Below are 23,819 nucleotides of genomic sequence, written 5' to 3' on the forward strand. Positions count from 1 at the left end.
ATGAGAAATTTCACTTATCAGGCAAAAGATCGCGTTAGAAAAAAAGTCAAAGGTAGTTTTCAGGCAGAAAGTCTGACCAAAGCTAGGGCAGAACTGCGGGCTAAGGGTTTAAGTGAAATTGCCCTTAAAGAATTGCGCCCCTCAAGAGGAAAGAAGGGTAAAGAATTTAATATTTCCCTTTTTAATACTATTTCCCCTTTGGTGTTGTTAGTGTTTTCAAAAAAATTGGCAACGATGATTCGCTCAGGACTGCCCATTCTCGATTCATTAATTCTGATTCAATCCCAAACTGAAAATAAGACTTTTGCCAAAGCCTTGCAAGAGGTCATCAATTCAGTCAATTCTGGTATGTCATTTTCCTTAGCGCTTGGAAAATATCCTCGATATTTTGATGAGGTCTATCGCAATATGATTGAGGCAGGGGAGGTCACTGGGAAACTTGACATCTTTCTGGACAGACTGGTTGAGGGTCTAGAACGTATGCAAACCATTCGCAGTGGCATTAAGAGCGCCTTGTTTTATCCCATGACGCTAGTACTTGTCACGCTAGCAATTGCTGCTTTTATGATGATTAAGGTGGTTCCCACATTCGTAGGCATCTATGGAAATATGGGGGTTAAGTTGCCAGGCCCTACACAGGTCATTATGGATATTAGTGCGTGGATGCTAGATGGCTGGAATATGCTGGCATTAATGATTGGGCTGCTTTTAATTTATGTAGCTCATGGAATTTTGAATAAATACTCATTTCTTTATAAAAGAGTGATCTCAACAGTTTTATTAAAACTGCCTATATTTGGAAACATCATCATCAAAGCCTCGATTGCGCGCATGTCTTTACTGATGGCGAACCTCTTTGTGGCAGGTATTAGCATTGATGAAATTATGCGTATTGCAAGTAGGACCACTAAGAATGTTCTCTTTGTAGGAGCCATGCAAAGAATTAGCAAAGAGATTGTTACCGGTAAAGAGTTGTCTGCTTTGTTTGAAGAGGAAACTGTTTTTCCACTTGAGCTCTCTCAGTTAGTTAAGGTTGGAGAGAAGACCGGACGTATGGATGAAATGCTCACCTCGATTGCCAAATATTACTTAGAAGAATTTGAAACAGTGGTCAAAGGTTTAACGACAGTGATTGAGCCCTTGATGATTGTGTTCATCGGACTAGTGATTGGAATGTTGGTCGTCGCTTTATATTTGCCGATATTCAATGCCGGCGATGCCGTTGGCTAGGTAGATGAGCAGTTATACGTCTACTTAAGGCGTATAAAAAGCTCAGGGTGCTTAGAAGGGGAGTAGCGTGGAGCGAATCCACAGCAAAATACGCTCTGCAGAGCGGCGCCTTCTTGTTTCTTGGGGGCTTATAGCCGCTTGATTTACCTTGAGTTCAACTTGAGCCACTATTTCCGTGAGGGCGTAAATTCTGCCCCTTAAATCAGCCAGCTCTTGACTGAGTCCCTGGTACTTAATGAGGTCTTTTTCAAGCATGCGCCAGTATCGATCGCCATTGGGCATCACCAGAATGTTCTCCGGTCCCAGTGTGGCCTCTTCTGGCTTAAGAATATGATTTGTTTGCGGTGGTGAAACAAATTCAAACCAGTTAGATTGAGTCTCTTTTTCTAAAATAGGCGTTTTTTTGAGTTTGCTATCGTATTCTGAAAATGACTTCTGGTTCATGAATAGTTTTTATGGTTTTAGGTTAAGCGGCGGATTTGGCCCCACTAGGTATAGTGTGAATCATACTAAAAATCCCTACTAATAGTGTTGATCATACAGAAAATATTTAGGAAGTCCGGAAAAGTTTGGTGATTAAGGTCAGAAATAGGACTATTTTTTAGCATTAGTAAATTTCGTATTGTGAAAATAATCAGTGCGTTAAAAAATGCGGGTTTTTCCTAGTAAATTTTCAAATAATGTCAAAAATACTATGTAAAAATAAGCATGTTTAATAGAAGACTAAGCTAAATAAACCCCTTAAAACCCTTAAAGAAGGTTGGAACATGAACGTGATTAAAAAATATTCAGAGACGCTAAAAAAAGGTTTTTCTCTGATCGAATTATTGGTAGTCGTTGCCATCATCGGTGTTTTGGCAGCGATTGGTATTGTGGGCTACCAAAAGTATTTGGAAAGCGCCAAAAGAAATGCCACGATTGCTAATGCAGCAAACTTTTTAAAAGCACTCGCTGCTGAGGGTGCCGCTCGTAGCGGTAGTCTGACTACCTCAGTCGCTAATTGCAGTCCAAATAGCTTCGCAAATGCTGCGGCTGGATATCAAAGTCTAGATCCAAACTTACCTCCAACCGCCACTTACGGTCCTGGCTCATGTTTTGGTGATATTGCTGCAAACATGAAAAATCCCTATAATCAAACAGATATGAGGGTAGTTGAAGATGTTAGCGCATTGGGGCTTGGAAACACATCTTGCGGCACTATAGGCCACATTAGCATTACCCTTTACCAAGATCCAGGGTTAGGTGTCGATCCATCACAAGCACAACCTCAATATCCGGTATCAACTTATAGCTCTAGTCAACGAATTAGTGTTGTTGCTTGTGTACCCGGATCCGATGGTCGTCCACAACCTGCAGATATCACTCCCCAGATTGTTAATGGTTTTTAATTTTAGTTAAAGTGATGCTTAAATCCCTGCAATAAAGCAGGGATTTTTTTGGGCTAATTTTTATGGCACATTCGTTTATTCGCAATGGCAGTGTTTTAAATATAGAATTTTTTGATACTATTGATTTATCCAGTTCTAATCAAATTAAGTCTGAATTTGATAACGTTATTTCAAAAGATTTCGTCAAAGTTTTTCTGAGCGCAAAGAATCTTAAATATATCGATTCCTCAGGTGTTGCGGCACTATTAATGATCAAGCGCCGCTGCAGCCAACTTGAATGCGAGTTCACTATTAGCGATATTTCAGAAGTTGGATATAGGGTGATTGAGCTAGCAAAACTCACTAGCCTACTTCCGGTTAAAAAAGTTATCGAGCAAGATGGCGAATCAGATAAAAAAACTTTCGAATTTAGTGATAGTTTTTTGAATTCCGCGAGTGTAAAAAGCATACAAGATACTAATGATTCCAGTAATCAAGGTGACTCTGAGACAAGTCTAGACTCTTTAAACTTTAAGCCTGGTTCATTTCTATAAACCCTAAAACGGGATAGGCCATCAGCCAATCTGCCCGAATATTTTTTAAATTTTCTCATTGAAATTAGAACAAGCACTCAAGCTTCATCAGCGGGGAGATATTTCTGCCGCCCAAAGAATCTGTCGAGAAATCATTGAACTTAATCCAAATGACTTTAATGGATGGCATCTATTAGGGTTGACCTATTACCAACAGGGTGATCTTAAAAGCGCGATAGAGCTGATTACAAAGTCCATTTCTTTTAATGCGCACTATGCGCCTGCCTACTTTAATCTAGGCTGCGTCTTACAAGATTCAAATTACTGGTTCAGAGCCCTTGAAAGTTATGATAAAGCTATTGGAATTGAGGCTGGATACGAATTAGCCTATTTAAAGCGCATCGAGATTTTAGTTAAGCTTAATCAAATGTCTAACGCCTTAGCTTGCTGTAATCAGCTAATTACCCTAAAGTCAGATTACCACTTGGCTTTTTATAAGCGGGCAGAGATTCATCTGATGCTTAATAACCCGTACGATGCAATACTTGATTACGAGAAGTCGATAGAGTTGCAACTTAATTTTATTGAAGGACACTTTAGTCTTGCTAACGCATTTTTTGATTTGCGAAAATTCGATCTAGCTCTAATCCATTATCAAAAGGCTATTGCCATTGACTCAAACTATGATTTTTTATTTGGGTTTTACATACAGGCCAAAATGAAGATGTGCCTCTGGGAAGAGATTTCAGAGGAATTATTACTTTTTGAAAAAAAATTATCTGAAAATCGGTGGGTTACTTTCCCCTTTATTCCATTAAATTTATTTGATAGGCCGAACTTGCATCAACAGGTTGCGACTGCCTATGTCAAGAAAAAATACTCCAATACATACATCCCTATTCTCCCTTCCTCTATAAACAATAAGAAAAAAATTCGGATTGGATACTTTTCTGCAGATTTTCGCATTCACCCGACATCGCAATTGATCGTGGAGATATTGCGATCCCATGACCGAAGCCAGTTCGAGGTCTATGGTCTTTCATACGGCCCTGAAAATAACGATTCAACTAAGCAATATATCAGTACTGTTTTCGATAAATTTATTGAGGTTGCCTCAATGAGTGACGAGCAAATTGTTCAACTTTCTAAGGATTTAGGAATTGATATTGCGATTGATTTATGTGGCCATACGCAATATGCTAGAACCGGAGTATTTATGACGAGATGCGCCCCCGTGCAGATTAACTATCTAGTCTATCCAGGAACCATCGGCAGTAATGCAGTTGATTACATCATGGGAGATACAACCGTGATCCACGAGGAGAACCAAGAATTTTTCTCAGAAAAAAAGATTTACCTTCCTCGCTGTTATGTAACGCACGATAGTAAAAATATTATTCCAGAAAGTAAATTATCTAGGCGCGACTTTGGCCTTGCTAATAACGCATTTATTTTTTGCTGTTTTAACAGCCCCTTTAAGATTTTGCCTAAAACCTTTGATATATGGATGCGCATCCTCAAATCGGTCGAAGGCAGTATGCTTTGGCTTTTACTAGATAACCCCTTTGCTGTAAGCAATTTATTGAAGGAAGCACAATTTCGGGGGGTTGATCCGAGTCGCCTAGTATTTGCCAAGCGTATGGATTTGGATCAACATCTTGCAAGACATCGCTTAGCTGATTTATTTCTAGATACGTTGCCATATAACGCCCACACTACTGCTAATGATTCCCTCTGGTCAGGTCTGCCAGTATTAACGCTCATAGGGCAATCATTTGCCAGCAGGGTAGCAGCTAGCTTGCTGAAAGCCATTGAATTGCCTGAGCTCATATGTCATACCCAGGCTGAGTATGAGATCAAAGCAATCGAACTGGCACTTAATCCTCAAAAATTAGCTGATCTAAAGAGAAGATTAGCTAGCAATAAAAGTAAAACTCCCTTATTTGATGGTCCTCAAATCACTCGCAACATTGAATCGGCTTATTTGAGAGTCTACAAACGCTACCAAGAGGGCTTGGTACCCGAGGATGTATTTGTTAGCGCTTAAATGGGTTATATTAATGATAAATTTTTAGTGGGGAGTTTATATAATGCATATGAAAATTAAAACCGGTTTTTCACTGATCGAATTACTCGTAGTCGTTGCTATTATTGGCGTTTTAGCAGCGATTGGAATTGTTGGTTATCAAAAATATCTTGACTCAGCCAAAGATGCGGTCACAAAGGCGAACTTTAAGCAATTAGCCGATGCACTTTTGATAGAGGATGCGCAAATCAATCTATGTAAGAATACCCCTGACCTATTAGATTGCGTCAATACGATTGCAGCGGGTGCTAGCATGAAAGATGCCTATACTCAGCAAAATTTAGTAATTCAAAGTGATGCGAGTAACTGGCCGCCTATGAATACACTTTATTCTATTATGTACACTCCTGCAGGTCCAGCACCAGCGAATCCCATGAGTATTTACACTGATCTTTGTGGGAATTTTACTGATACAAGGGGAAATAGCTTTATTCCTACGGATGATGATAAGTATTCAAATAATACTGGGGTACGTAGAATGGCTTTGGTTGCAAAATTATCCAATGGCGATACTTTTTTTCAAGAGCTTAAATTTGGTAGCTTAGCAAGTGGACCGTACGGCTCTGTTGGCCCTTGTGGTGGCTAATTCTTTATTGGTTAAATCAGGGAATGTGACGAACTAGTTTCAAGCGAGTCTACGAAATCATATTTTTGATTTCAAATGTTCAGGGCAATTCGGTCACGTTGAAGATTTGCGAACTGCCATCCGGCTGACAGGCTCCAACAACAACCTTATTCCCAATTACCCCAACCCGAACTGATCCGCCAAGCGCATCAGCAATCCCTGGGGTGGGGGTATTTAAGCTAGGATTAGAGGCATCGCAGAAATTCTCCGAAGAGATTGTGTTGCTCATAAAATTAGAAAGGTAATAATTTTGCCCAGTATATGGATTTTTCATAGGGTTGGCTTGCATTATTGAGTAAGCGCAAGTTCCTGCATTAGATGGGCCATTTAATCGAATTGCAGCAAACATCTGATTACAGAGTCCGTTCGGAAGTATAAGTTCTGCTGCCATTCCTCTTGCTAAGGTGCTCGCATTGGCAATATTGACTGATTTTTTGCTTGATTCAATATACTTTTGGTAGCCCACGATACCGATTGCGGCTAGGACTCCAATAATGGCAACGACAACGAGTAGTTCGATCAGAGAAAAGCCAGTCTGTTTAGTGCGCATTGATCTTCCAGTCTTAGTTGTTAAAAAGTTTGTCATAATTATCTAAAATTACCATAATTAAATCAGTTTTTCAAATATGGCAACTCAAAATTGGTCTTTAGTAGTCATTCAAAGTCCAACGAATCGCTAATGTCTAGCGCAGTGACGATTGGATCTCAGTATTGATTTTTTGGTAATTAAACAGATATTCTAGGCATCATTTTTTATGCCATTTAGAGCGAGGTGTACATTTACTACACAGTGCTAGAAAATGAAAAGGGGTTACCTGACGGCAACCCCTTGTAATGCTTGGTGGGTCGGGCGAGATTCGAACTCGCGACCAACGGATTAAAAGTCCGCTGCTCTACCGACTGAGCTACCGACCCAGTAAAAAGAAGATTATAGCAAGAAGTTTATGGGTGCCCCCGGGTCTGTAGGTGTCTGCCGTCAAGCCCTTGTACTTACAAGAGCGCTATGCGTTTGCGCGTCTGGCAACGGGTGGATTTTTGGAAAAATAGTCCTTAATTCCCCTCATAATCGCTTCAGCAATTCGGTCTTGGTAAGCATCATCATTGAGGCGCGCTTCTTCCTGGGGATTGCTGATAAAGGCAGTCTCTACCAAAATAGATGGAATATCGGGGGCCTTTAGAACAGCAAAGCTGGCTTGCTCAACTTTTGCTTTATGTAAGGGCGCAAATCCACTGATTTGCTTGAGGATGGAAGTACCCACTTGAAGTGAGTCTTTGATCTGGGCAGTAGTAGACATATCAAGTAATAAATTAGCCACCTGCTTATCTTGTGTTTTGATATTGATGCCACCAATGAGATCGGATGCATTTTCTTTATTAGCCATCCAGCGTGCTGTTGTGCTGCTGGCACCCATTTGAGATAAGGCAAAGACTGAGGCACCTTTTGCTCTCGGTTCGATAAAGGCATCAGCATGAATGGAGACAAACAGATCGGCTTCGACGCGACGTGCTTTTTGAACTCTGGTGTGGAGCGGCACAAAGTAATCGCCATCTCGCGTGAGAAACGGGCGCATATAGGGGTCGCTCTCAATTTTGTCGCGTAAGCGTTTGGCAATCGATAGCACTACGTGTTTTTCTTTGGAGCCCATGGTGCCAATAGCACCTGGATCTTCTCCACCATGGCCTGCATCAATTGCAATGGTGATAAGGCGCTTATGTTTATTTTTTACGGAAGATTCTTTTACGTCTGGGATAGCTTGGGCCACTGGCGCCCTCGGAGCCTCTTTCTCTCTCTTAGTTGCGAATTGTGCAATCAAGTCGATTTCTTCATTGGCTTTTTCTAGAGCACTTTCTTTACGGGCGCTGCTCTTGACTAACTCCATCAGGGGATCTGGCGGGATAGTTGGGTAGAGATCTAGCACCATACGATATTGATATTCCGCAATGGGCTCTAAGGTAAAGAGTTGAGGTTTCACAGGCTCTTTGAGGTCAAATACCAAGCGGACCATGCCTGGTTGAAATTGCCCCACCCGGATTTGTGAAACGTAAGGGTCATTGGGTTTGACTTTAGCGACTAAATCTTTCAGGGTGGAATTGAGTTCCATACCTTGAACATCAACCACCAAGCGATCGGGGTTGGTAAGTAGTTGTTGGGTAATCGGCAATGCTTTATCAGACTCCAGTGTGATGCGTGTGTAATCTTCTGCGGGCCAAATGCGTACCCCCAAGATCTTAGCTCCCCAAGCAATCTCTGCCTCACTGAAGAAGAGAATAAAGCCCAGCATCTTTGCTGAAGTTTTGAGATGCTTTCTTCTGGAGAAATTAATAGGCGGCTTACTCATCTCTACTGGATACGCATCTTCTCGAGAACAATTATTCCCTGGCTTGAGTTTGCTTGGAAGGTGATATTTCTTTCATTTTCATTTGTACCAGCCATCAGATGAATTTCAATATCAAAAGCAGGCAGCGTCCCTTCAGCTTTTTCTGGCCACTCCACTAAACAGAATCCAGGTTCATCAAAATGCTCTGCAAAGCCAGACTCTTGCCATTCCAAGGGATCTCGCATGCGATAGAGATCAAAGTGATTGATTGCTAGGGTCTTGCTATCGATAATTAGTGGGTAGGGTTCACATAAGGTGTAGGTTGGACTCTTCACTCGACCCCCATATCCCAGGCCTTGTATGAGATGGCGGGCAAAAGTGGTCTTGCCGGCCCCAAGATCGCCCTCTAGGGAGATATTGAGGTGAACGCTTTGATTGGCTTGGAAAAGATGGCCAAGGCTGGAGGCAAGCTTTTGCGCTAAGGCAGCTGTGTCCGCTTCTTGCCTACAATGTTGGGTAAATGAATTCTGAGCCATTTGCCTAGTTTATTCAATTATTAAGCTACATTCTGTATTCCTAATGACTTCCTCTCAAATACCTCGCTCTGTTGACTATGTCTCCGTTGACCATGCCAATCTGCGTGCATGGCTGGATGAGCAGTCTCGAAAATTGGGTTTTGATGACTTGCGCATTACTGACACCCATCTTGGCGTCGCAACTGAGCGTCTGAATGACTGGCTCGAACAAGGGCGGCACGGTCAGATGGAATACATGGCCAAACATGCTCAATTACGCTCTGACCCAGCCCTCTTAGTTCCGGGTACGGTGAGGGTCATTTGTGTCACCATGAATTACTTATCCCCAGTAACAGACTTTGACCATGAGTGGGATAGATTGAGAGATCCTACTCAAGCAGTGGTATCGATGTATGCCCGTGGGCGCGATTATCACAAGGTGATGCGCAATCGTTTACAAGAGTTTGCCCAGTTGATTGAGAAACAGATTGGAGCATTTGGTTATCGCGTGTTTACTGATTCTGCACCCTTGATGGAAGTGGAGTTGGCTCGTAAGGCGGGCTTGGGTTGGCGAGGAAAACATACTTTGTTGCTGAATCGTGAATCTGGATCGACATTCTTTTTAGGCGAAATCCTAGTTGATGTTCCATTGCCCGTAGATCAAGAGCAGGAGTCGCATTGTGGAACTTGTCAGTCTTGTATCGACATTTGTCCTACGCAAGCGATTACCGTGCCTTACCAATTAGATGCGCGACGTTGTATCTCGTATCTGACGATTGAGAATCCAGATGCTATTCCGGTGGAGTTTCGTAGAGCAATGGGCAATCGCATTTACGGATGCGATGACTGCCAATTGATTTGTCCTTGGAATAAATTTGCACAACGAACAGCCTTACCAGACTTTGCTGAACGCCATGGCCTTGGGAGGGCGAGTCTCTTACAACTCTGGTCTTGGACGGAAGAGCAGTTTAATCAGCGTCATGAGGGCAGTGCCATTCGTCGGATTGGTTATAGCCGCTGGCGTCGCAATCTCGCCGTAGCTCTGGGTAATGCCTTGGCTAGCGGAGTAGACGAGGATGCTATCCGTCATACCCTCAGCGCAGCGCTGGAGAGTGCAGACTCCTTGGTGGCAGAGCATATTCAGTGGGCTTTGGGGCAGTCAGCGTAGCCATAAGCCTTACAATCAAACCATGTCATCTTCACAGCAGCCTTATATAGATCCTAGCGAAATCCCGCTAGCAGAGACTGCGGTTCAGCGCTTTAAAAACCCGCGTGATGCTTTTTGGTCCGGCATTCGAGATGCAGCTGGTGCACCTGCAGCGGTACTGTTTGCCGGCATGGTGGGTTTTGGAGCGATGGGTAAAACCAATGGTTTTGATGTGTGGTTCACCACCTCTACTTCATTTTTCATGTTCGCTTTACCAGGGCAGGTTGTTCTATTCGAGATGGCGATTACCGGTTCATCTGTACTGGCAATTGCCTTAGCAGTGACCCTAACCTCTACACGCTTCATTACTATGACGGTGACACTCTTCCCGCAGTTTCATCAAAGTAATCGCAATCGTAGTCTTTATGCTTCGGTACATTTGCTGGCCATGACTGCCTGGGCGATTTCGATGCGGGAATTTCAGGCGATTGAAGCTAGACATCGCTTGAGTTACTTTGTTGGCTTAGGTTTGCTGTGCTGGCTAATCTCCGTTCCTGCAACAATTTTAGGTTTTTACTTGGCAGGGATGGTGCCGCCCGCAGTGACTTTAGGGTTGGTGTTTATCAATCCACTATTTTTCTTATTGACCTTTACTGAAGTGAAGCCTTGGATCAATAGAATTGCCCTGTTCATGGGTTGCATTTTTGGCCCAATCTTTTTTATAGTGGATCCCGATACAAGCTTATTAAGCTCTGGTTTAGTAGCTGGAACTATTGCCTACTACATTGATCGAAAGTTCTTGCGCAAAAAAGCGGGAGTACTTGGTTAATGGAAGCCTTAAATCAAATGAGCGAATCTCTTTCCGGTTGGGGTCTTTGGATCGCTTTAGTTGGAGCTTGTCTAGGCACTTATTTCTGTCGTGCGATCGGGGTATTTCTCTCGCAGAGTATTAATCAAGAGAGCGAAATTTTTCGTTGGTTAGCTGCCGTAACTTACGCCATGGTGGCTGCACTCACAATACGCTTGATCGTCATGCCACTAGGTTTAATGGCAACCGTCCCCTTATGGGTGCGTATTTTGATTTGTGCTTTAGCGGTTGGCGTGATGGTATCTAATCCTGCCAAAAGATTAGTCCCAGCCTTGTTGACTGGGACCCTGCTCATGGTGGGTTACGGCGTTATTCGTTAATTCGTATTGACGAGCTGTCCTAGAGATGGGCTGCCAAGATTTTGGCAATATGTACCGCGTCTCTTTGGGTGCCATCAGCAATTTGGTGGCGACAGCTGGTGCCATCTGCAACCACCCAACTATCTGGTGCTTTACGAATCGCAGGTAAAAGGCTAGCTTCTGCCATTTGCTTGGACACTTCAATGTGCTCAGCCTCGTAACCAAAGCTACCAGCCATACCGCAACAGGAAGACTCAATCAGCTTTGGCTCTGCATTCGGAATTAATCTCAGAAGTTCCATTGCCGGCGTAACGGCAGCAAATGCTTTTTGATGGCAGTGACCATGAAACAGCACTGGGCGCGTTGCAGTTTTTAGTGACAACTTGAGTTTGCCCGCCTTGGCCTCATTAGCTAGAAATTCTTCTAAGAGTTGTGCATGCTTGCTTACAGTAACTGCCCGCTCACCAAAGCCCATCACTAATGCTTCATCCTTTAATGTGAAAAGACAGGAAGGCTCTAGACCAATTATGGGAATATCTTTTTCTGCAAAAGGAGTTAGATGATTGACTAATTCATCCAGGCTTGCTTTAGCTTTATCGACCATGCCAGCCGCCAGGTAAGTGCGACCGCAGCAAAATTCTTTAGAGCAAGTATTGACATTCTTAGTCTCAGTTTTAGTCTTTTGAGGAATGTGAACACGATAGCCAGCCGCTTCTAAAACTTGCAGAGCTGCACGTAAGTTTTCATCCTCAAAGTAGGCATTAAAGGTATCGGCCAATAACACCACTCCCTTATTACCATTCGCATCGACTTTACTGAGTTCTGCGGGCGTAAATTGATAGTGTGCAATAGCACTCTGATTATTCCAAAAGGTTTTTGCTTTCCAAATCGGCAGACTTCTTTGTGCAGAAATGCCCATGAGCCATTCTTGCAATTTAGCAATCGGCGTAATGTGATTGCGAATATTGAGTAATGTGGGAAGTCCTGGAATACTACTGATGATGGGAGCATATTTCGGTAGGTAGGCAACCGCGAGATCGCGCATCGTATGACCAGTCCGCTTTTTGTAGGCAGATAAAAACTCGATCTTCATCTTTGCCATATCAACGCCAGTAGGGCACTCACGGCGACAAGCTTTGCAGCTAACGCAAAGTTCCATCACTTCTTTAACGGCATCGCTACCGAGGGGTGAACTCTCGCTTTTAATATCCAGTTGATTGGACAGTGCGAGACGAAAGGTATTGGCACGACCACGGGTGAGGTGTTTTTCATCACGAGTAACGCGATAGCTTGGGCACATCACTTCCGCATCGAACTTGCGGCAATGACCATTGTTGTTGCACATCTCTACTGCTTTGGCTAGACCCATCGCTGGATCGCCGCCAGTGCCTGGTGCGCTGGTCTCTTCAGTAACGGGATTGTTCTGTACATTCCAGGCAGACCAATCTAAGGCTGGCTGCAGCGGAATGACTTTATAGCTCGGCGGAAAGCGGAAGTTGCTCGCATCATCCATTTTTGGCGGGTTCACGATCTTGCCGGGATTAAATAATCCCCTTGGATCAAAGGCATGCTTGATTTCAGCAAGGGCTTGCGTAATCTTTGGGCCAAACTGCCAGGAGATCCATTCACCGCGGCAGAGTCCATCGCCGTGCTCACCGCTATAGGCACCTTTGTACTTACGAACCAGAGCAGATGCCTCTTCAGCAACTGCTCGCATCTTTTGCGCACCATCACGACGCATATCTAGAATAGGGCGGACGTGGAGGGTGCCGACGGAAGCATGCGCATACCAAGTACCACGTGAACCGTATTTAGAAAACACATCCGTGAGTGCTTGAGTGTATTCGGCAAGATTCTCTAGTGGGACTGCACAATCCTCAATGAAGCTGACTGGTTTGCCATCGCCCTTGAGGCTCATCATGATATTCAGGCCAGCCTTACGCACTTCCCATAGGTTCTTTTGTAAGCTGGCGTCAGGCATCGAAACTACCGAGCCTGGTAGACCCAGGTCACCCATCAGATCTTGTAAAGACTTTAATTTTTCAAGTAAGGGCGCATGCGCTTCCCCTGAGAACTCTACTAATAAGATGGCTTCAGGTGTTTGAGCGCTAGCATCAATCAGCGCAGTCTCAATGGTTTTCTTAAAGCTCGGATTGTGGCGCGCTAAGTCAATCATGGTGCGATCGACTAACTCGACAGCAGTAGGCCCAAGTTTGACGATGTGTTGTGCACTATCCATTGCCTTGAAGAAGCTTGCAAAGTTCACCACTCCAAGCACTTTGTGTTGCGGTAATGGCGCTAACTTGAGTTCAAGTGATTTGAAATACGCTAATGTGCCCTCGCTACCCACCAAAAGGTGCGCCAAATTGACACTGCCGTCTTGAGTGTAGGGAAGTTCGCTTTGTGGATGGAATACATCTAGGTTGTAGCCCGCTACACGACGTAATACTTTAGGAAAGTGGGCTTCGATTTCTGGTTGGAGCTTGTCAGCGAGACCCTTAACAAAGTCACCCAATTGTTTTGCAGCGCCAGAACTGTGGGCGTAATTTCCAAAGCTAGCTACTTGGCCGTTTGATAACCAAGCATCAATACCTAAAACGTTGTGGACCATGTTGCCATAAGCGATTGATCGACTGCCGCAAGAGTTATTACCCGCCATGCCACCAATGGTTGCTTGCCCTCCGGTAGAAACATCTACCGGGTACCAAAGGCCGTGTGGCTTGAGTGCAGCGTTGAGGTGATCGAGCACCATACCCGGCTCAACAATTACTGTGGCCTTGGCGGGATCTGCATGCAGGAGTTTACGAAAGTATTTAGTGTTATCGATGACAAGTGATGTGCCAGTAGTCTGTCCGCACTGACTGGTACCTCCACCACGCGGTAGAACTGGAATATCTAGGTCAGCTGCAATCTGAATTGCCGTCGCAATATCTTCGGCTGTTTTAGGAATAAAAACAGCAACAGGCATGGCTTGATAGATCGATGCATCGGTTGCATAACGTCCGCGACTGGCTATATCCGTCATAACCTCGCCAGAAGTTTCTTGTTTCAGGCGCTTAGCAAGCTCCGCCTTGTTGGCAACGAATTCTGGCAATGGCAAATCGACTGGCTTGTTCATGCCGCAACCTTCTCTTGAGATTCTGAGTCAAGCAATTGAATAACGACATCACGCTTATTCATCACATGCTGCATCATGACTTTACGCATCCGTACGCTGTCGCGTGCCTTTAATGCGTCCAACATTTCTTGATGTTCCTCGACAGCTTTTTCCCACTTAACACCATCCTGATTCGAGCGAAAGCGAAGTGCTTCAATGCGAGCATTGACTTGGCTAAATAGTTGGCTGAGTACGGGATTGTTCGCTGCGTGATTAATAGCTTGGTGAATCTGAAGATTGAGCCGGTAGTAGCTAGATAAATCCCTGCGGGCATACGAGGCCATCATTTCGTATTGGAGTGCTTCAAGTTCAATTAGTGTTTGATCGCTAATATTTTGTGCTGCGAGCTCTCCAGAGAAGCCCTCTAAATTGGCAATCACATCAAAGGTATGAATGATGTCGTCTTTGCTCAGTTGAATGGCAATAGCGCCACGGTTGGCGATCAATTCAACCAGGCCATCGGCAGCTAGACGTCGAATCGCCTCGCGGATAGGAGTACGTGAGACATTGAGCTGCTCTGCTAACTCGCGTTCATTGAGTTTGCTTCCTGGAGCAATGGAGCCCTCTACCAATAAAGCTCTGAGCTTAAGGAAGATGGCTTCATGCAAGTTTTGTGTATTTGCTGGTGTTGGGAGCATCATTTGAAATGCCTTAAATTTGTATACATAATCACTATAACGCATCTATAAGTATAAATAACGCTGTAAATAGCTTATTTTTTGATTATTCAGAAAATATTTTGCATACAAAATTGTAAATTAGCAAAAAGTGCCTTACACTTGCCCGCAAGATTAACTACAAAAACCAAGCGAGACTCAGCATGCTAAAACTAGATAACCACCTCTCGGGGCGTCATTTCTTACATATCCCCGGTCCAAGCCCAGTGCCTTCCCGCATTTTGAGGGCAATTAGCTATCAAACCATCGACCACCGTGGCCCAGAATTTGGTGTGTTTGGTCTCAAGGTTTTGGATGGCATTAAAAAGATTTTTAAGACAGAGCAACCCGTCATTATTTACTCAGCTTCTGGAACTGGTTCTTGGGAAGGGGCTTTAGTTAACGTTCTTAATCCTGGCGATAAGGTGGTGTTTTATGAAACTGGCCACTTTGCAAACTTGTGGCGTGCTTTGGCTAAAAAGATTGGCATTGAAGTTGAGGTAGTGGGCAAAGCAGGTGCCGATACTTGGCGTTGGGGTGTTGATGCATCCGTGATTGAGGAGCGCTTACGCAAAGATACTCAGCACGAAATTAAAGCAGTTTGCGTAGTGCATAACGAAACTTCCACTGGGATTACATCCAATATTGCTGCTGTTCGTAAGGCGATTGATGATGTAAAGCATCCAGCACTTTTACTGGTTGATAGCGTATCCGGCATAGGTTCTGCCGACTATGAACATGACAAATGGGGTGCTGACGTAACTGTTTCAGGCTCGCAAAAAGGGTTGATGTTGCCTCCGGGTATCGGCTTTAATGCCTTGTCACCAAGGGCGATCGAAGCAAGCAAGCACAGCAAAATTCCAAAAGCCTATTTAGCTTGGGATGAAATTTTAGAATCCAATAAAACGGGCTACTGGCCAACCACACCAAGTACCAATCTCATGTATGGTTTGCATGAAGCAATCGATATGATGCAGACCGAGGGCTTGGATACGATTTTTGCTCGTCATCAACGTTTGGCAGAAGCTTGTCGTCGTGCGGTTGCCGCATGGGGTCTGGAGAACCAGTGTTTAGATCCCAATGCCTATTCACCAGTATTGACAGCAATCGTAGTTCCAGAAGGAATGGATGCGGATGTTCTGCGTAAACATGCCTTAGAAAAGTTCAATCTTTCGCTCGGAACTGGCCTTGGCAAGCTCAAAGGTAAGATTTTCCGTATCGGCCACCTTGGCGACTGCAATGAACTAAGCCTCATGGCTGCCTTAAGCGGTGTGGAGATGAGTTTTAGCGCTATTGGCTATAAACCCAAGGCCAGCGGTGTAGTTGCAGCCCAAGAGTATCTAAAGTAAGGCTTGGTAGACGGACTCAACCTATAATTCACCATATATACCAATAGCATTAGAGACAGAGAGATTAATCATGTTAGCAACTAAACCGTATTTAACCCAGGCTGATGTTCAAAAGATTTTGGATGCAGCTGACAAGCATGCTGCAGCAAATAACTGGGCTGTGACGATTGCCGTCTGTGACGACGGTGGTCACTTGTTAGGTTTGATCCGTCGCGATACATGCGCTCCTGTCTCCGCTTACATCGCTCAAGAAAAAGCGCGTACTGCTGCAATGGGTAAGCGCGAGAGTCGTGTATATGAAGAGATTATTAATAATGGCCGCACTTCCTTTTTATCTGTCCCGCATATTTCGGGCATGTTGGAAGGTGGCGTCAATATCGAGGTAAACGGGTTTACCATCGGCGCAGTCGGCGTTTCCGGCGTTAAATCGACTGAGGATGCCGAAACCGCAAAGGCCGGCATTGCAGCCATTCTGTAAGTTACCTTGACAAATACTGTTCCTGAAATAAATTCTCCTACCGGCGGTACTGAAAGTAGCGCCACCCCGGCAACAATTACCTTTGCTGACTTTGGTTTAGATCCAAAGATTCAAAAAGCGGTATCTGAGCAGGGTTACAGTATTCCAACTCCGATTCAAGCGCAAGCCATCCCGCACGTTTTGGCGGGAAGCGATTTGATGGGTGCGGCTCAAACGGGTACAGGTAAAACGGCCGCTTTTGTACTGCCCATTATTCAAAAGATTCTGCGTCATGCTAGTAGCAGTGCTTCACCTGCTCGCCATCCAATCCGTGCTTTGGTATTAACGCCAACACGGGAACTGGCTGTTCAGGTTGCCGAGAATGCAGCAAGTTATTCCAAGCACACCGATTTGCGTGCTGCCGTGGTTTACGGTGGCGTGGATATGAAAGAGCAGGTGGCCACACTGCGTGGCGGCGTAGAGATTTTGATTGCTACCCCGGGACGCTTGCTTGATCATATTGGTTCTAAAGTAGCCAACCTATCTCAAGTAGAAATTCTGGTGCTAGACGAAGCCGATCGCATGCTCGACATGGGCTTCTTGCCTGACTTACAGCGCATCATTGATTTGATTCCAGCTCAGCGCCAAACTTTATTGTTCTCAGCTACGTTTTCACCAGAGATTAAGAAGTTGGCGCAAAGTTATTTGCGCACACCAGTGACTGTTGAAGTGGCGCGTCAAAATGCTGCAGCAGATACTGTTAAGCAAGTAGTTCATATGGTGGCTAGTGCTGATAAGCAGCAGGCGATTGTGAAAGTGCTTGAAGCGCGGACTCGTCAAGGCCTATCTCGTCAGTGCATCATCTTTACCAACAGCCGTTTAGGTTGTGCAAGGCTCGCTCGCTCATTGGAGCGTGATGGCATTAAAGCGGGCGCGATTCATGGAGATAAGAGTCAGGGTGAGCGCACTCTTACTTTAGATGCATTTAAATCTGGAGCGATCGAGGCCTTGGTTGCTACTGACGTAGCTGCACGTGGTTTGGATATTCCGTCTATGCCTTGTGTGATTAATCACGAATTGCCATTTAATGCGGAAGATTTTATTCACCGTATTGGCCGTACAGGTCGCGCTGGCAGTAAAGGCGATGCAATTGCACTGGTCGATGCTAGTGAAAAACGTTTACTTGACGATATTGAAAAGTTGATGAAGCGAAAGTTAGATATTCAGCCATTGCCTGAGGGCAGCTCACGCCCCGCTCCCAGTAGGAATTCGTCGAGATCAGATGCGCCAGCAAAAATGTCAGACCCATTTTTCTACAAGCCTTATGAGTCCAGTGCTGCAGTGAAGCCAGCATCAGAGGCTGTAAATCCTACAGAGAAAAAAGTGGGGATTACTCCTGCTAGACCAGCCGTTGGCGCTTTACTTGGCGGCTTTAAGAAGAAGTAATTTTTCTGTTCCAGGCTTGGGTGGCTGCTAATAGCCACTCAGCAATCGAAGTTTCTTTTCTATCTGGTAGATCCTTCAACCCTAAATGCTTTGCGGCCTTACGTAACTCTTGTAAAGTCTGCTGCGTATTCTCAGTATGAATGGCGCTTGCCAGAGTTTGCTTACTGAGTTTCTCGCCATATTCATCAAGCACTAAGGGTAGATGTAGGTAACTTGGAGTTACATATCCCAAGGCCCTTTGCAGATATATTTGTCGTGCTGTATTGTTCAGTAAATCTGCCCCACGCACAATGTGTGTAATTTCTTGCTCAGCATCATCCACTACGACGGCTAGTTGATAGGTAAATATGCTATCCCGGCGACGCAGGACAAAATCCCCAACTTCTTGAATGAGGTCTTGAGTTTGCTTACCCAGGGCTAAGTCATCAAAATCAATAGTGAGCCCTGGTGGTAGAGCAAGTCGCCAAGCCACTTCGGTCGATGCTATCTCTCCTTCATCGTATGTACCAATTTGATGGGGGCGACAGGTTCCGGGGTAAACCATCTCTTGATTGCGGGGAGTCATAACGCCACGAGCTTCTAGGGCGTTTGCAATACTTAGTCGGGAGCAAGTGCAGTGATAGACGATTTGGAGCTCATTTAAGCGCTCCAGAGCCTTTTTATAGCGCTCTTGGTGCTGAGATTGCCAAGTTGGCTCCTCGTCCCAAGTAAGGCCGCAAGCAAGCAATTGGCGCAGGATTTCTTGATCCGCCCCAGAAACGCAGCGGGGAGTATCTAAATCCTCAATTCTGAGTAGCCATTTACCTTGATTTTTACGGGCATCTAACCAGCTTCCTAGGGCGGCAACGAGCGATCCGGCGTGAAGCGGGCCGGTGGGCGAGGGTGCAAATCGCCCGCGATAGCCGTCGGCTGGGGGTGAGGGGTTTTTGAAGTTCGGCACAGCTAAAATGATCTCATGGCTTCACCCCGTTTTGTTCATCTACGCGTCCATTCCGAGTTTTCGATTACGGATGGTGTCGTTCGCATTGACGCTGCGATTGCGGCTGCTGAAAAAGATGACATGGGAGCCTTGGCTCTCACTGACTTAAGTAATTTATTTGGCTTGGTCCGTTTTTATACTGCTGCACGCTCTGGCGGAATCAAGCCAATTGCAGGCGCAGATGTTTGGGTGAGTAATCCTCAAGATCCAGATCAACCTCATCGTTTATTACTCTTGGTTCAAAATCACTCTGGCTATCTCAACCTATGCCAGCTCTTGAGTAAGGCCTCCCTCGAGAATCAATCCCGAGGTCGAGCTGAGGTTGATCTCAAATGGTTTAGTGAGCCAGCCTCAAAGGCTGAAGATAAAGCTGCAAAAAGAACCCTGTCCTATGGATTAATTGCGCTTTCAGGAGGACGTTGGGGTGATGTCGGTGCTGCACTCTTGGCTGGTCAAGAAGATTTAGCTAAAGATGCCGCTCAGCGTTGGGCAAGCTTATTTCCAAATGCTTTTTACATTGAAGTACAGCGCGGTGGTCATCCTCAGGATGAACAGCAACTCCAGCTGGCTTGCCACCTTGCCAGTGAAATGGATTTACCGATTGTTGCCACACATCCTGTGCAATTTATGCAGCGTAGTGATTTCATAGCCCATGAGGCTCGAGTCTGCATTGCTGAAGGTGAGCTTTTAGGCAATCCTCGTCGCACCAAGAAATTTAATGAAGAGCAATATTTTTTATCTCAAGCGGAGATGGAAAAGCGCTTTGCAGATTTACCAGTCGCACTCGCAAACTCAGTGGAGATTGCCAAGCGCTGTAATCTCTCTTTGACTTTGGGTCAGCCGCGTTTGCCAGATTTCCCAACGCCACCGGGTATTACGCTCGACGATTATTTATTGCAGCAATCAGAGATTGGTTTGAAGCGCCATATGGAGCGCAATTTCCCGGATGCTGCTGAGCGTGCCAAGGAAGAGGCTCGCTATCACGAGCGCCTTGTCTTTGAAGTGAAGACGATTGCTCAAATGGGTTTCCCAGGTTATTTCCTGATTGTTGCGGACTTTATTAACTGGGCGAAAAATAATGGCGTACCAGTAGGCCCAGGCCGAGGATCGGGTGCTGGCTCTTTGGTCGCTTATTCATTGGGTATTACCGATCTTGACCCACTGCGTTACAACCTTCTCTTTGAGCGCTTCTTAAATCCTGAGCGGGTATCGATGCCCGACTTCGATATTGACTTTTGCCAGCATGGGCGCGATCGCGTTATTCAGTACGTAAAAGATAAATACGGAAAAGATGCAGTTAGTCAAATTGCTACCTTCGGGACCATGGCTGCAAGAGCGGCGATTCGTGACGTGGGCCGCGTGCTTGAACAGGGCTATAACTTCGTTGACGGTATCGCAAAATTGATTCCAAACAAGCCAGGTCAGTACATGACTATTGAAATGGCCAAGAAGGAAGAGAAGCAATTAGGCGAGCGTGAAAAGAATGAAGATGAAGTGCGTCAGCTTTTAACTCTTGCACAGCAATTAGAAGGCATGACCCGTAACGTGGGTATGCATGCGGGTGGTGTATTAATTGCACCAGGTCGCCTAACTGATTTTTGCCCGCTGTATACGCAAGAGGCGAAAGACTCTAAGGACCAAGAGAGCGGTTCAGTCATTAGTCAGTTTGATAAAGATGACGTGGAGGCGATCGGCTTAGTGAAGTTCGACTTCCTGGGTTTAACCACCTTAACGATTTTGGCAGCCGCTGAGAAGTGGATTAAGACGCTACATGCCGACCGTAAAGATTGGAGCATCGGTGAAATTCTGCTCGATGATGAAAAGGCTTTTGAAGTCTTAAAGAATGCTAATACAGTCGCCGTCTTCCAGTTAGAAAGTCGTGGCATGCAAGGCATGCTTCGGGAGGCTAAGCCTGACCGCTTCGAAGATATTATTGCACTCGTTGCGCTCTACCGTCCTGGCCCAATGGACTTGATCCCGGACTTTATTGAACGTAAGCACGGGCGGCAAAAAGTAGAGTATCCGGATCCGCGTATTGAGCCGGTTCTGCGAGAAACCTACGGTATCATGGTCTACCAAGAGCAGGTGATGCAGATGGCGCAGATGATCGGCGGCTACTCACTGGGTGGCGCAGACATGTTGCGTCGCGCGATGGGTAAGAAGAAGCCTGAAGAGATGGCACAGCATCGCAAAATTTTTAGTGATGGTGCAAAAGTAGGCGGCATTACTGAAGGCAAAGCCAACGAGATTTATGACTTGATGGAGCGTTTTGCAGGCTATGGATTTAATAAATCCCATGCTGCTGCTTACGCGCTCTTGGCATATCAAACTGCTTGGCTCAAAGCCTATTACCCAGCTGAATTTATGGCAGCCAACTTATCGCTCGCAATGGATGACACCGATAAGGTGAAGATTCTGTATGACGATTGTTTAGCAAATAATATTCGCGTGTTCTCACCTGATATCAATACTGGCGTTTATGTATTCACGCCATTGCGTGCACCCGATGCGCCGCCGGATTCCCCTATTAGTCATATTCGTTATGGATTAGGCGCAGTAAGAGGAACTGGTGAAGCGGCAATCGAAGTAATTGTGAAAGCGCGCGAGTCCGGCGGCCCTTTTAAGGACCTATTTGATTTCTGTGCGCGCGTTGACCGTAGGCAGGTGAACCGTCGCGCCATTGAGGCATTGATGCGTGCTGGCGCCTTTGATAGTTTGTATAAGGACTCCATTCCTGCTGGTGGTAATCCTTACGATATTCGATCTACTCTATTGGCTTCTCTTGCGCGCGCAATTGAGGCTGCCGAACAAGCTGAAGCTTCAATTAATCAAGTGAGTTTGTTTGAGGTGGCGGGAGAAGATGATCGTCATTTGCCAGAGCTAGTCCGCGAATTACCTTGGTCTGAAAAGAAACGTCTCCAAGATGAGAAAAGCGCCCTAGGACTTTGTTTGACCGGTCATATGTTCGATGCCTATCGTGATGAGACGGCGCATTTCATTCGCCAGCCATTAGTCAAAGTGACCGAGGGCAAGGATCAGTTGATCGCTGGCATTATTACCTCTGCTCGGATGCTGACTGGTCAGCGTGGCCGCATGATGATTGCAACAATTGATGACGGTACTGCTGCGATTGAAGTGACACTCTATAGTGAAGTCTATGAACCCAATCGTTCTTGGCTCAAAGAAGATGAGTTGCTGGTGGCCAAGGTTAATATCACTCCCGATAAGTTTTCTGGTGGGGTACGAATTGTTTCTGAGGCGGTGATGGATATGACGGGAGCCCGTATGCGTTTTGCGCGTAACCTGCATCTGTCAATCGATTCAGCAATTGATCTCCAATCCTTACGAAGCCAAATCGGACCTTACTTGATGAGTAATCGGGTACGCGATCCCAGGTTAGGTCCTTCAGCAGCCTCTATGCCAAGCGCTAGCGAAGGCATGAAGGGTTTGATGCTTACTGCTGCAGTAACCACTAGTGGTGGAGCCTGTCTAATGCAGTTCCCAGATGAGTTGCGCATCTATCCAGATGATGCTTGCTTGCACAGCTTGAATCAAATTTTGGCAGCCAAGCAATCCAATACCGTTCAAGTTCAGTACCTCTAAGCGCGTATCAGTTTTATTTTCTTTATTTCTTCATTGCGTTTTGCAGTGCTTCGATTACTTGATTTGGGTCTAACTTGTCCAAGCACTCACTATTGCTACTTGCGCGATCCTCGCAACCCGCTTTGCGGCAGGGAACACATTCACCAGGCCCTTGCAAGATTGTGACATTACCAACCGTCTGCGAGCGAGCTCTTAATTGATACGGCTGTTCACCAACAAAACCGTTAGGCCATGGCCCAAAGTTGGTAGGTGGCGTTGGGCCAAATAAGGCAATGGTAGGTGTATTGCATGCGGCTGCTAGGTGAGTGATAGAAGTATCTACCCCAACATAAGCTATCGCTCCACGAATCAGCGTTCCTGCCTGTGGGATAGAGAGTAGGCCTGCGGTATTAACGACATGCTTACGGGTTTCTTCATTAAGCAATGAAAGAATATCTTGATTGAGCTGTAGATCTTGCTTGGCCGGGGATGCGCTCAGCACCACTTGCCAACCTTGTTTTGTAATCCATGTCAGCAATGTTTGCCAATACGCAAGTGGCCAACGCTTATAAGCGGTTAAAGGTCCAGGGTGCACTACGACATAAGGTGAATGAAGTTGAGCAGCAATGCTTGGGGTAATCGGATCACCAGCGGGAGCTGTTACTGAGATTGGTTTCTTAAATAATTCCAGTGGATTTTTATAAAAGATCTCTAGTAGACGAAGCTTTTCAGTAATGACATGTTGCGCAAAATAATCTACGTCAACTGTGTGCAAGCTGATCGCCTTTTTCCAGGCATTTTGTTTATCACTTTTACTTTTCTTAGTCTTATCTTGCTCAGTGAGGCCTTGAGGATGGCCGCCCAGCACGCCCACGCGGTGATGAGCTGCTACGAGACCATAAAAATAGGCGCGATCACTGGGTTGGGTGACTACTGCTAGGTCATATCGTTGAAAGAGTGTGAAAAGTAAAGAGAAATACTCTTTGAGTTTGGGGCGGTCAGAACTTTCGATTATCTGGGTAATATCGGGGTTGCCTTTGAGCATCTCAAGCTTACCGCGGTAGCCTAAAAAGTGAAACTCCGCATCTGGCCACAATTCACGAGCTTGTGAAATGAGCGGTGTAGTGACAAGGACATCCCCAATTTGGCGAGTCGCAATAAATAAAACTTTTTTAGGCTTCAGTGCTGAGAATGCAGTCATGGGG

General features: G+C 45.4%; 20 protein-coding genes and 1 tRNA gene. 12 read left to right on the forward strand and 9 right to left on the reverse strand.

What is annotated here, in order from left to right; translation table 11 throughout:
- Complete coding sequence (locus FD977_RS02820) at positions 1-1,230, forward strand: type II secretion system F family protein (RefSeq protein WP_215306150.1); 1,230 nt, start codon at positions 1-3, stop codon at positions 1,228-1,230.
- 51 nt (positions 1,231-1,281) lie between these two features.
- On the opposite strand, the gene FD977_RS02825 is transcribed toward FD977_RS02820, so the two are convergent.
- Positions 1,282-1,674 (reverse strand): hypothetical protein, encoded by a 393-nt coding sequence (locus tag FD977_RS02825; protein ID WP_215306152.1) that lies wholly within the window; start codon positions 1,672-1,674, stop codon positions 1,282-1,284.
- Positions 1,675-1,997: 323 nt separating this feature from the next.
- On the opposite strand from FD977_RS02825, the gene FD977_RS10860 reads away from it, so the two are divergent.
- The 4 genes from FD977_RS10860 to FD977_RS02845 all read left to right on the forward strand — a co-directional run bounded on the left by FD977_RS10860 (position 1,998) and on the right by FD977_RS02845 (position 5,802).
- Complete coding sequence (locus tag FD977_RS10860; RefSeq protein ID WP_215306154.1) at positions 1,998-2,618, forward strand: type IV pilin protein; 621 nt, start codon at positions 1,998-2,000, stop codon at positions 2,616-2,618.
- A 62-nt stretch (positions 2,619-2,680) separates the two neighbouring features.
- Positions 2,681-3,151, forward strand: coding sequence for an STAS domain-containing protein (locus FD977_RS02835; RefSeq protein WP_215306156.1), 471 nt, complete (start codon positions 2,681-2,683; stop codon positions 3,149-3,151).
- A 58-nt stretch (positions 3,152-3,209) separates the two neighbouring features.
- Positions 3,210-5,177: a tetratricopeptide repeat protein gene (locus tag FD977_RS02840; protein WP_215306158.1), complete on the forward strand. Its 1,968-nt coding sequence runs from the start codon at positions 3,210-3,212 to the stop codon at positions 5,175-5,177.
- A gap of 49 nt (positions 5,178-5,226) precedes the next feature.
- Positions 5,227-5,802 carry a type IV pilin protein gene (locus tag FD977_RS02845; protein WP_215306160.1) on the forward strand — a complete coding sequence of 192 codons (576 nt, stop codon included), beginning with the start codon at positions 5,227-5,229 and terminating at the stop codon, positions 5,800-5,802.
- Between the two features lie 79 nt (positions 5,803-5,881).
- Here FD977_RS02845 and FD977_RS10865 read toward each other — a convergent pair whose 3' ends face one another.
- The 4 genes from FD977_RS10865 to tsaE form a co-directional block, all read right to left on the reverse strand.
- Entirely contained in the window at positions 5,882-6,391 is a 510-nt protein-coding gene (locus FD977_RS10865) for a type IV pilin protein (protein ID WP_215306161.1), read from the reverse strand.
- 289 nt (positions 6,392-6,680) lie between these two features.
- Positions 6,681-6,756: transfer RNA gene (locus tag FD977_RS02855), tRNA-Lys, on the reverse strand.
- A gap of 86 nt (positions 6,757-6,842) precedes the next feature.
- On the reverse strand, positions 6,843-8,180 hold the full coding sequence (locus tag FD977_RS02860) for an N-acetylmuramoyl-L-alanine amidase (RefSeq protein WP_215306163.1): 1,338 nt from the start codon (positions 8,178-8,180) through the stop codon (positions 6,843-6,845).
- A 2-nt stretch (positions 8,181-8,182) separates the two neighbouring features.
- Entirely contained in the window at positions 8,183-8,695 is a 513-nt protein-coding gene (gene tsaE, locus FD977_RS02865) for a tRNA (adenosine(37)-N6)-threonylcarbamoyltransferase complex ATPase subunit type 1 TsaE (protein ID WP_215306165.1), read from the reverse strand.
- Between the two features lie 43 nt (positions 8,696-8,738).
- Between tsaE and queG the strand changes: the two genes are divergently transcribed.
- The 3 genes from queG to FD977_RS02880 are packed head-to-tail and all read left to right on the forward strand — an operon-like array spanning position 8,739 to position 11,009.
- Positions 8,739-9,842 carry a tRNA epoxyqueuosine(34) reductase QueG gene (gene queG, locus FD977_RS02870; protein ID WP_215306167.1) on the forward strand — a complete coding sequence of 368 codons (1,104 nt, stop codon included), beginning with the start codon at positions 8,739-8,741 and terminating at the stop codon, positions 9,840-9,842.
- Positions 9,843-9,864: 22 nt separating this feature from the next.
- A complete protein-coding gene (locus FD977_RS02875; RefSeq protein WP_215306169.1) occupies positions 9,865-10,650 on the forward strand; it encodes an AzlC family ABC transporter permease in 786 nt (261 codons plus the stop codon).
- Between the two features lie 17 nt (positions 10,651-10,667).
- Positions 10,668-11,009: an AzlD domain-containing protein gene (locus FD977_RS02880; RefSeq protein WP_251369525.1), complete on the forward strand. Its 342-nt coding sequence runs from the start codon at positions 10,668-10,670 to the stop codon at positions 11,007-11,009.
- Between the two features lie 19 nt (positions 11,010-11,028).
- On the opposite strand, the gene FD977_RS02885 is transcribed toward FD977_RS02880, so the two are convergent.
- A complete protein-coding gene (locus FD977_RS02885; protein WP_215306173.1) occupies positions 11,029-14,106 on the reverse strand; it encodes an FAD-binding and (Fe-S)-binding domain-containing protein in 3,078 nt (1,025 codons plus the stop codon).
- On the reverse strand, positions 14,103-14,786 hold the full coding sequence (locus FD977_RS02890) for a GntR family transcriptional regulator (RefSeq protein WP_251369526.1): 684 nt from the start codon (positions 14,784-14,786) through the stop codon (positions 14,103-14,105). Before FD977_RS02890 ends, FD977_RS02885 begins: the two co-directional genes overlap by 4 nt.
- A 179-nt stretch (positions 14,787-14,965) precedes the next feature.
- Here FD977_RS02890 and FD977_RS02895 point away from each other — a divergent pair, with 179 nt between their 5' ends.
- The 3 genes from FD977_RS02895 to FD977_RS02905 all read left to right on the forward strand — a co-directional run bounded on the left by FD977_RS02895 (position 14,966) and on the right by FD977_RS02905 (position 18,053).
- Entirely contained in the window at positions 14,966-16,150 is a 1,185-nt protein-coding gene (locus FD977_RS02895) for an alanine--glyoxylate aminotransferase family protein (protein WP_215306175.1), read from the forward strand.
- A gap of 70 nt (positions 16,151-16,220) precedes the next feature.
- Positions 16,221-16,628, forward strand: coding sequence for a heme-binding protein (locus FD977_RS02900; RefSeq protein ID WP_215306177.1), 408 nt, complete (start codon positions 16,221-16,223; stop codon positions 16,626-16,628).
- Between the two features lie 6 nt (positions 16,629-16,634).
- Positions 16,635-18,053, forward strand: a complete 1,419-nt coding sequence (locus FD977_RS02905; protein WP_215306179.1) for a DEAD/DEAH box helicase — start codon at positions 16,635-16,637, stop codon at positions 18,051-18,053.
- Here the strand turns inward: FD977_RS02905 and gluQRS are convergent.
- On the reverse strand, positions 18,040-18,993 hold the full coding sequence (gluQRS, locus tag FD977_RS02910) for a tRNA glutamyl-Q(34) synthetase GluQRS (RefSeq protein ID WP_251369527.1): 954 nt from the start codon (positions 18,991-18,993) through the stop codon (positions 18,040-18,042). The genes FD977_RS02905 and gluQRS overlap by 14 nt on opposite strands.
- A 15-nt stretch (positions 18,994-19,008) precedes the next feature.
- Between gluQRS and dnaE the strand changes: the two genes are divergently transcribed.
- Positions 19,009-22,635, forward strand: a complete 3,627-nt coding sequence (dnaE, locus tag FD977_RS02915) for a DNA polymerase III subunit alpha (protein WP_215306180.1) — start codon at positions 19,009-19,011, stop codon at positions 22,633-22,635.
- Positions 22,636-22,657: 22 nt separating this feature from the next.
- Here the strand turns inward: dnaE and FD977_RS02920 are convergent, their stop codons facing one another.
- Entirely contained in the window at positions 22,658-23,815 is a 1,158-nt protein-coding gene (locus FD977_RS02920; protein ID WP_215306182.1) for a glycosyltransferase family 9 protein, read from the reverse strand.
- Positions 23,816-23,819: the final 4 nt, after the last annotated feature.

Origin of the sequence: Polynucleobacter sp. AP-Elch-400A-B2, from assembly GCF_018688355.1 — a bacterium.
Taxonomy (GTDB): Bacteria; Pseudomonadota; Gammaproteobacteria; order Burkholderiales; family Burkholderiaceae; genus Polynucleobacter.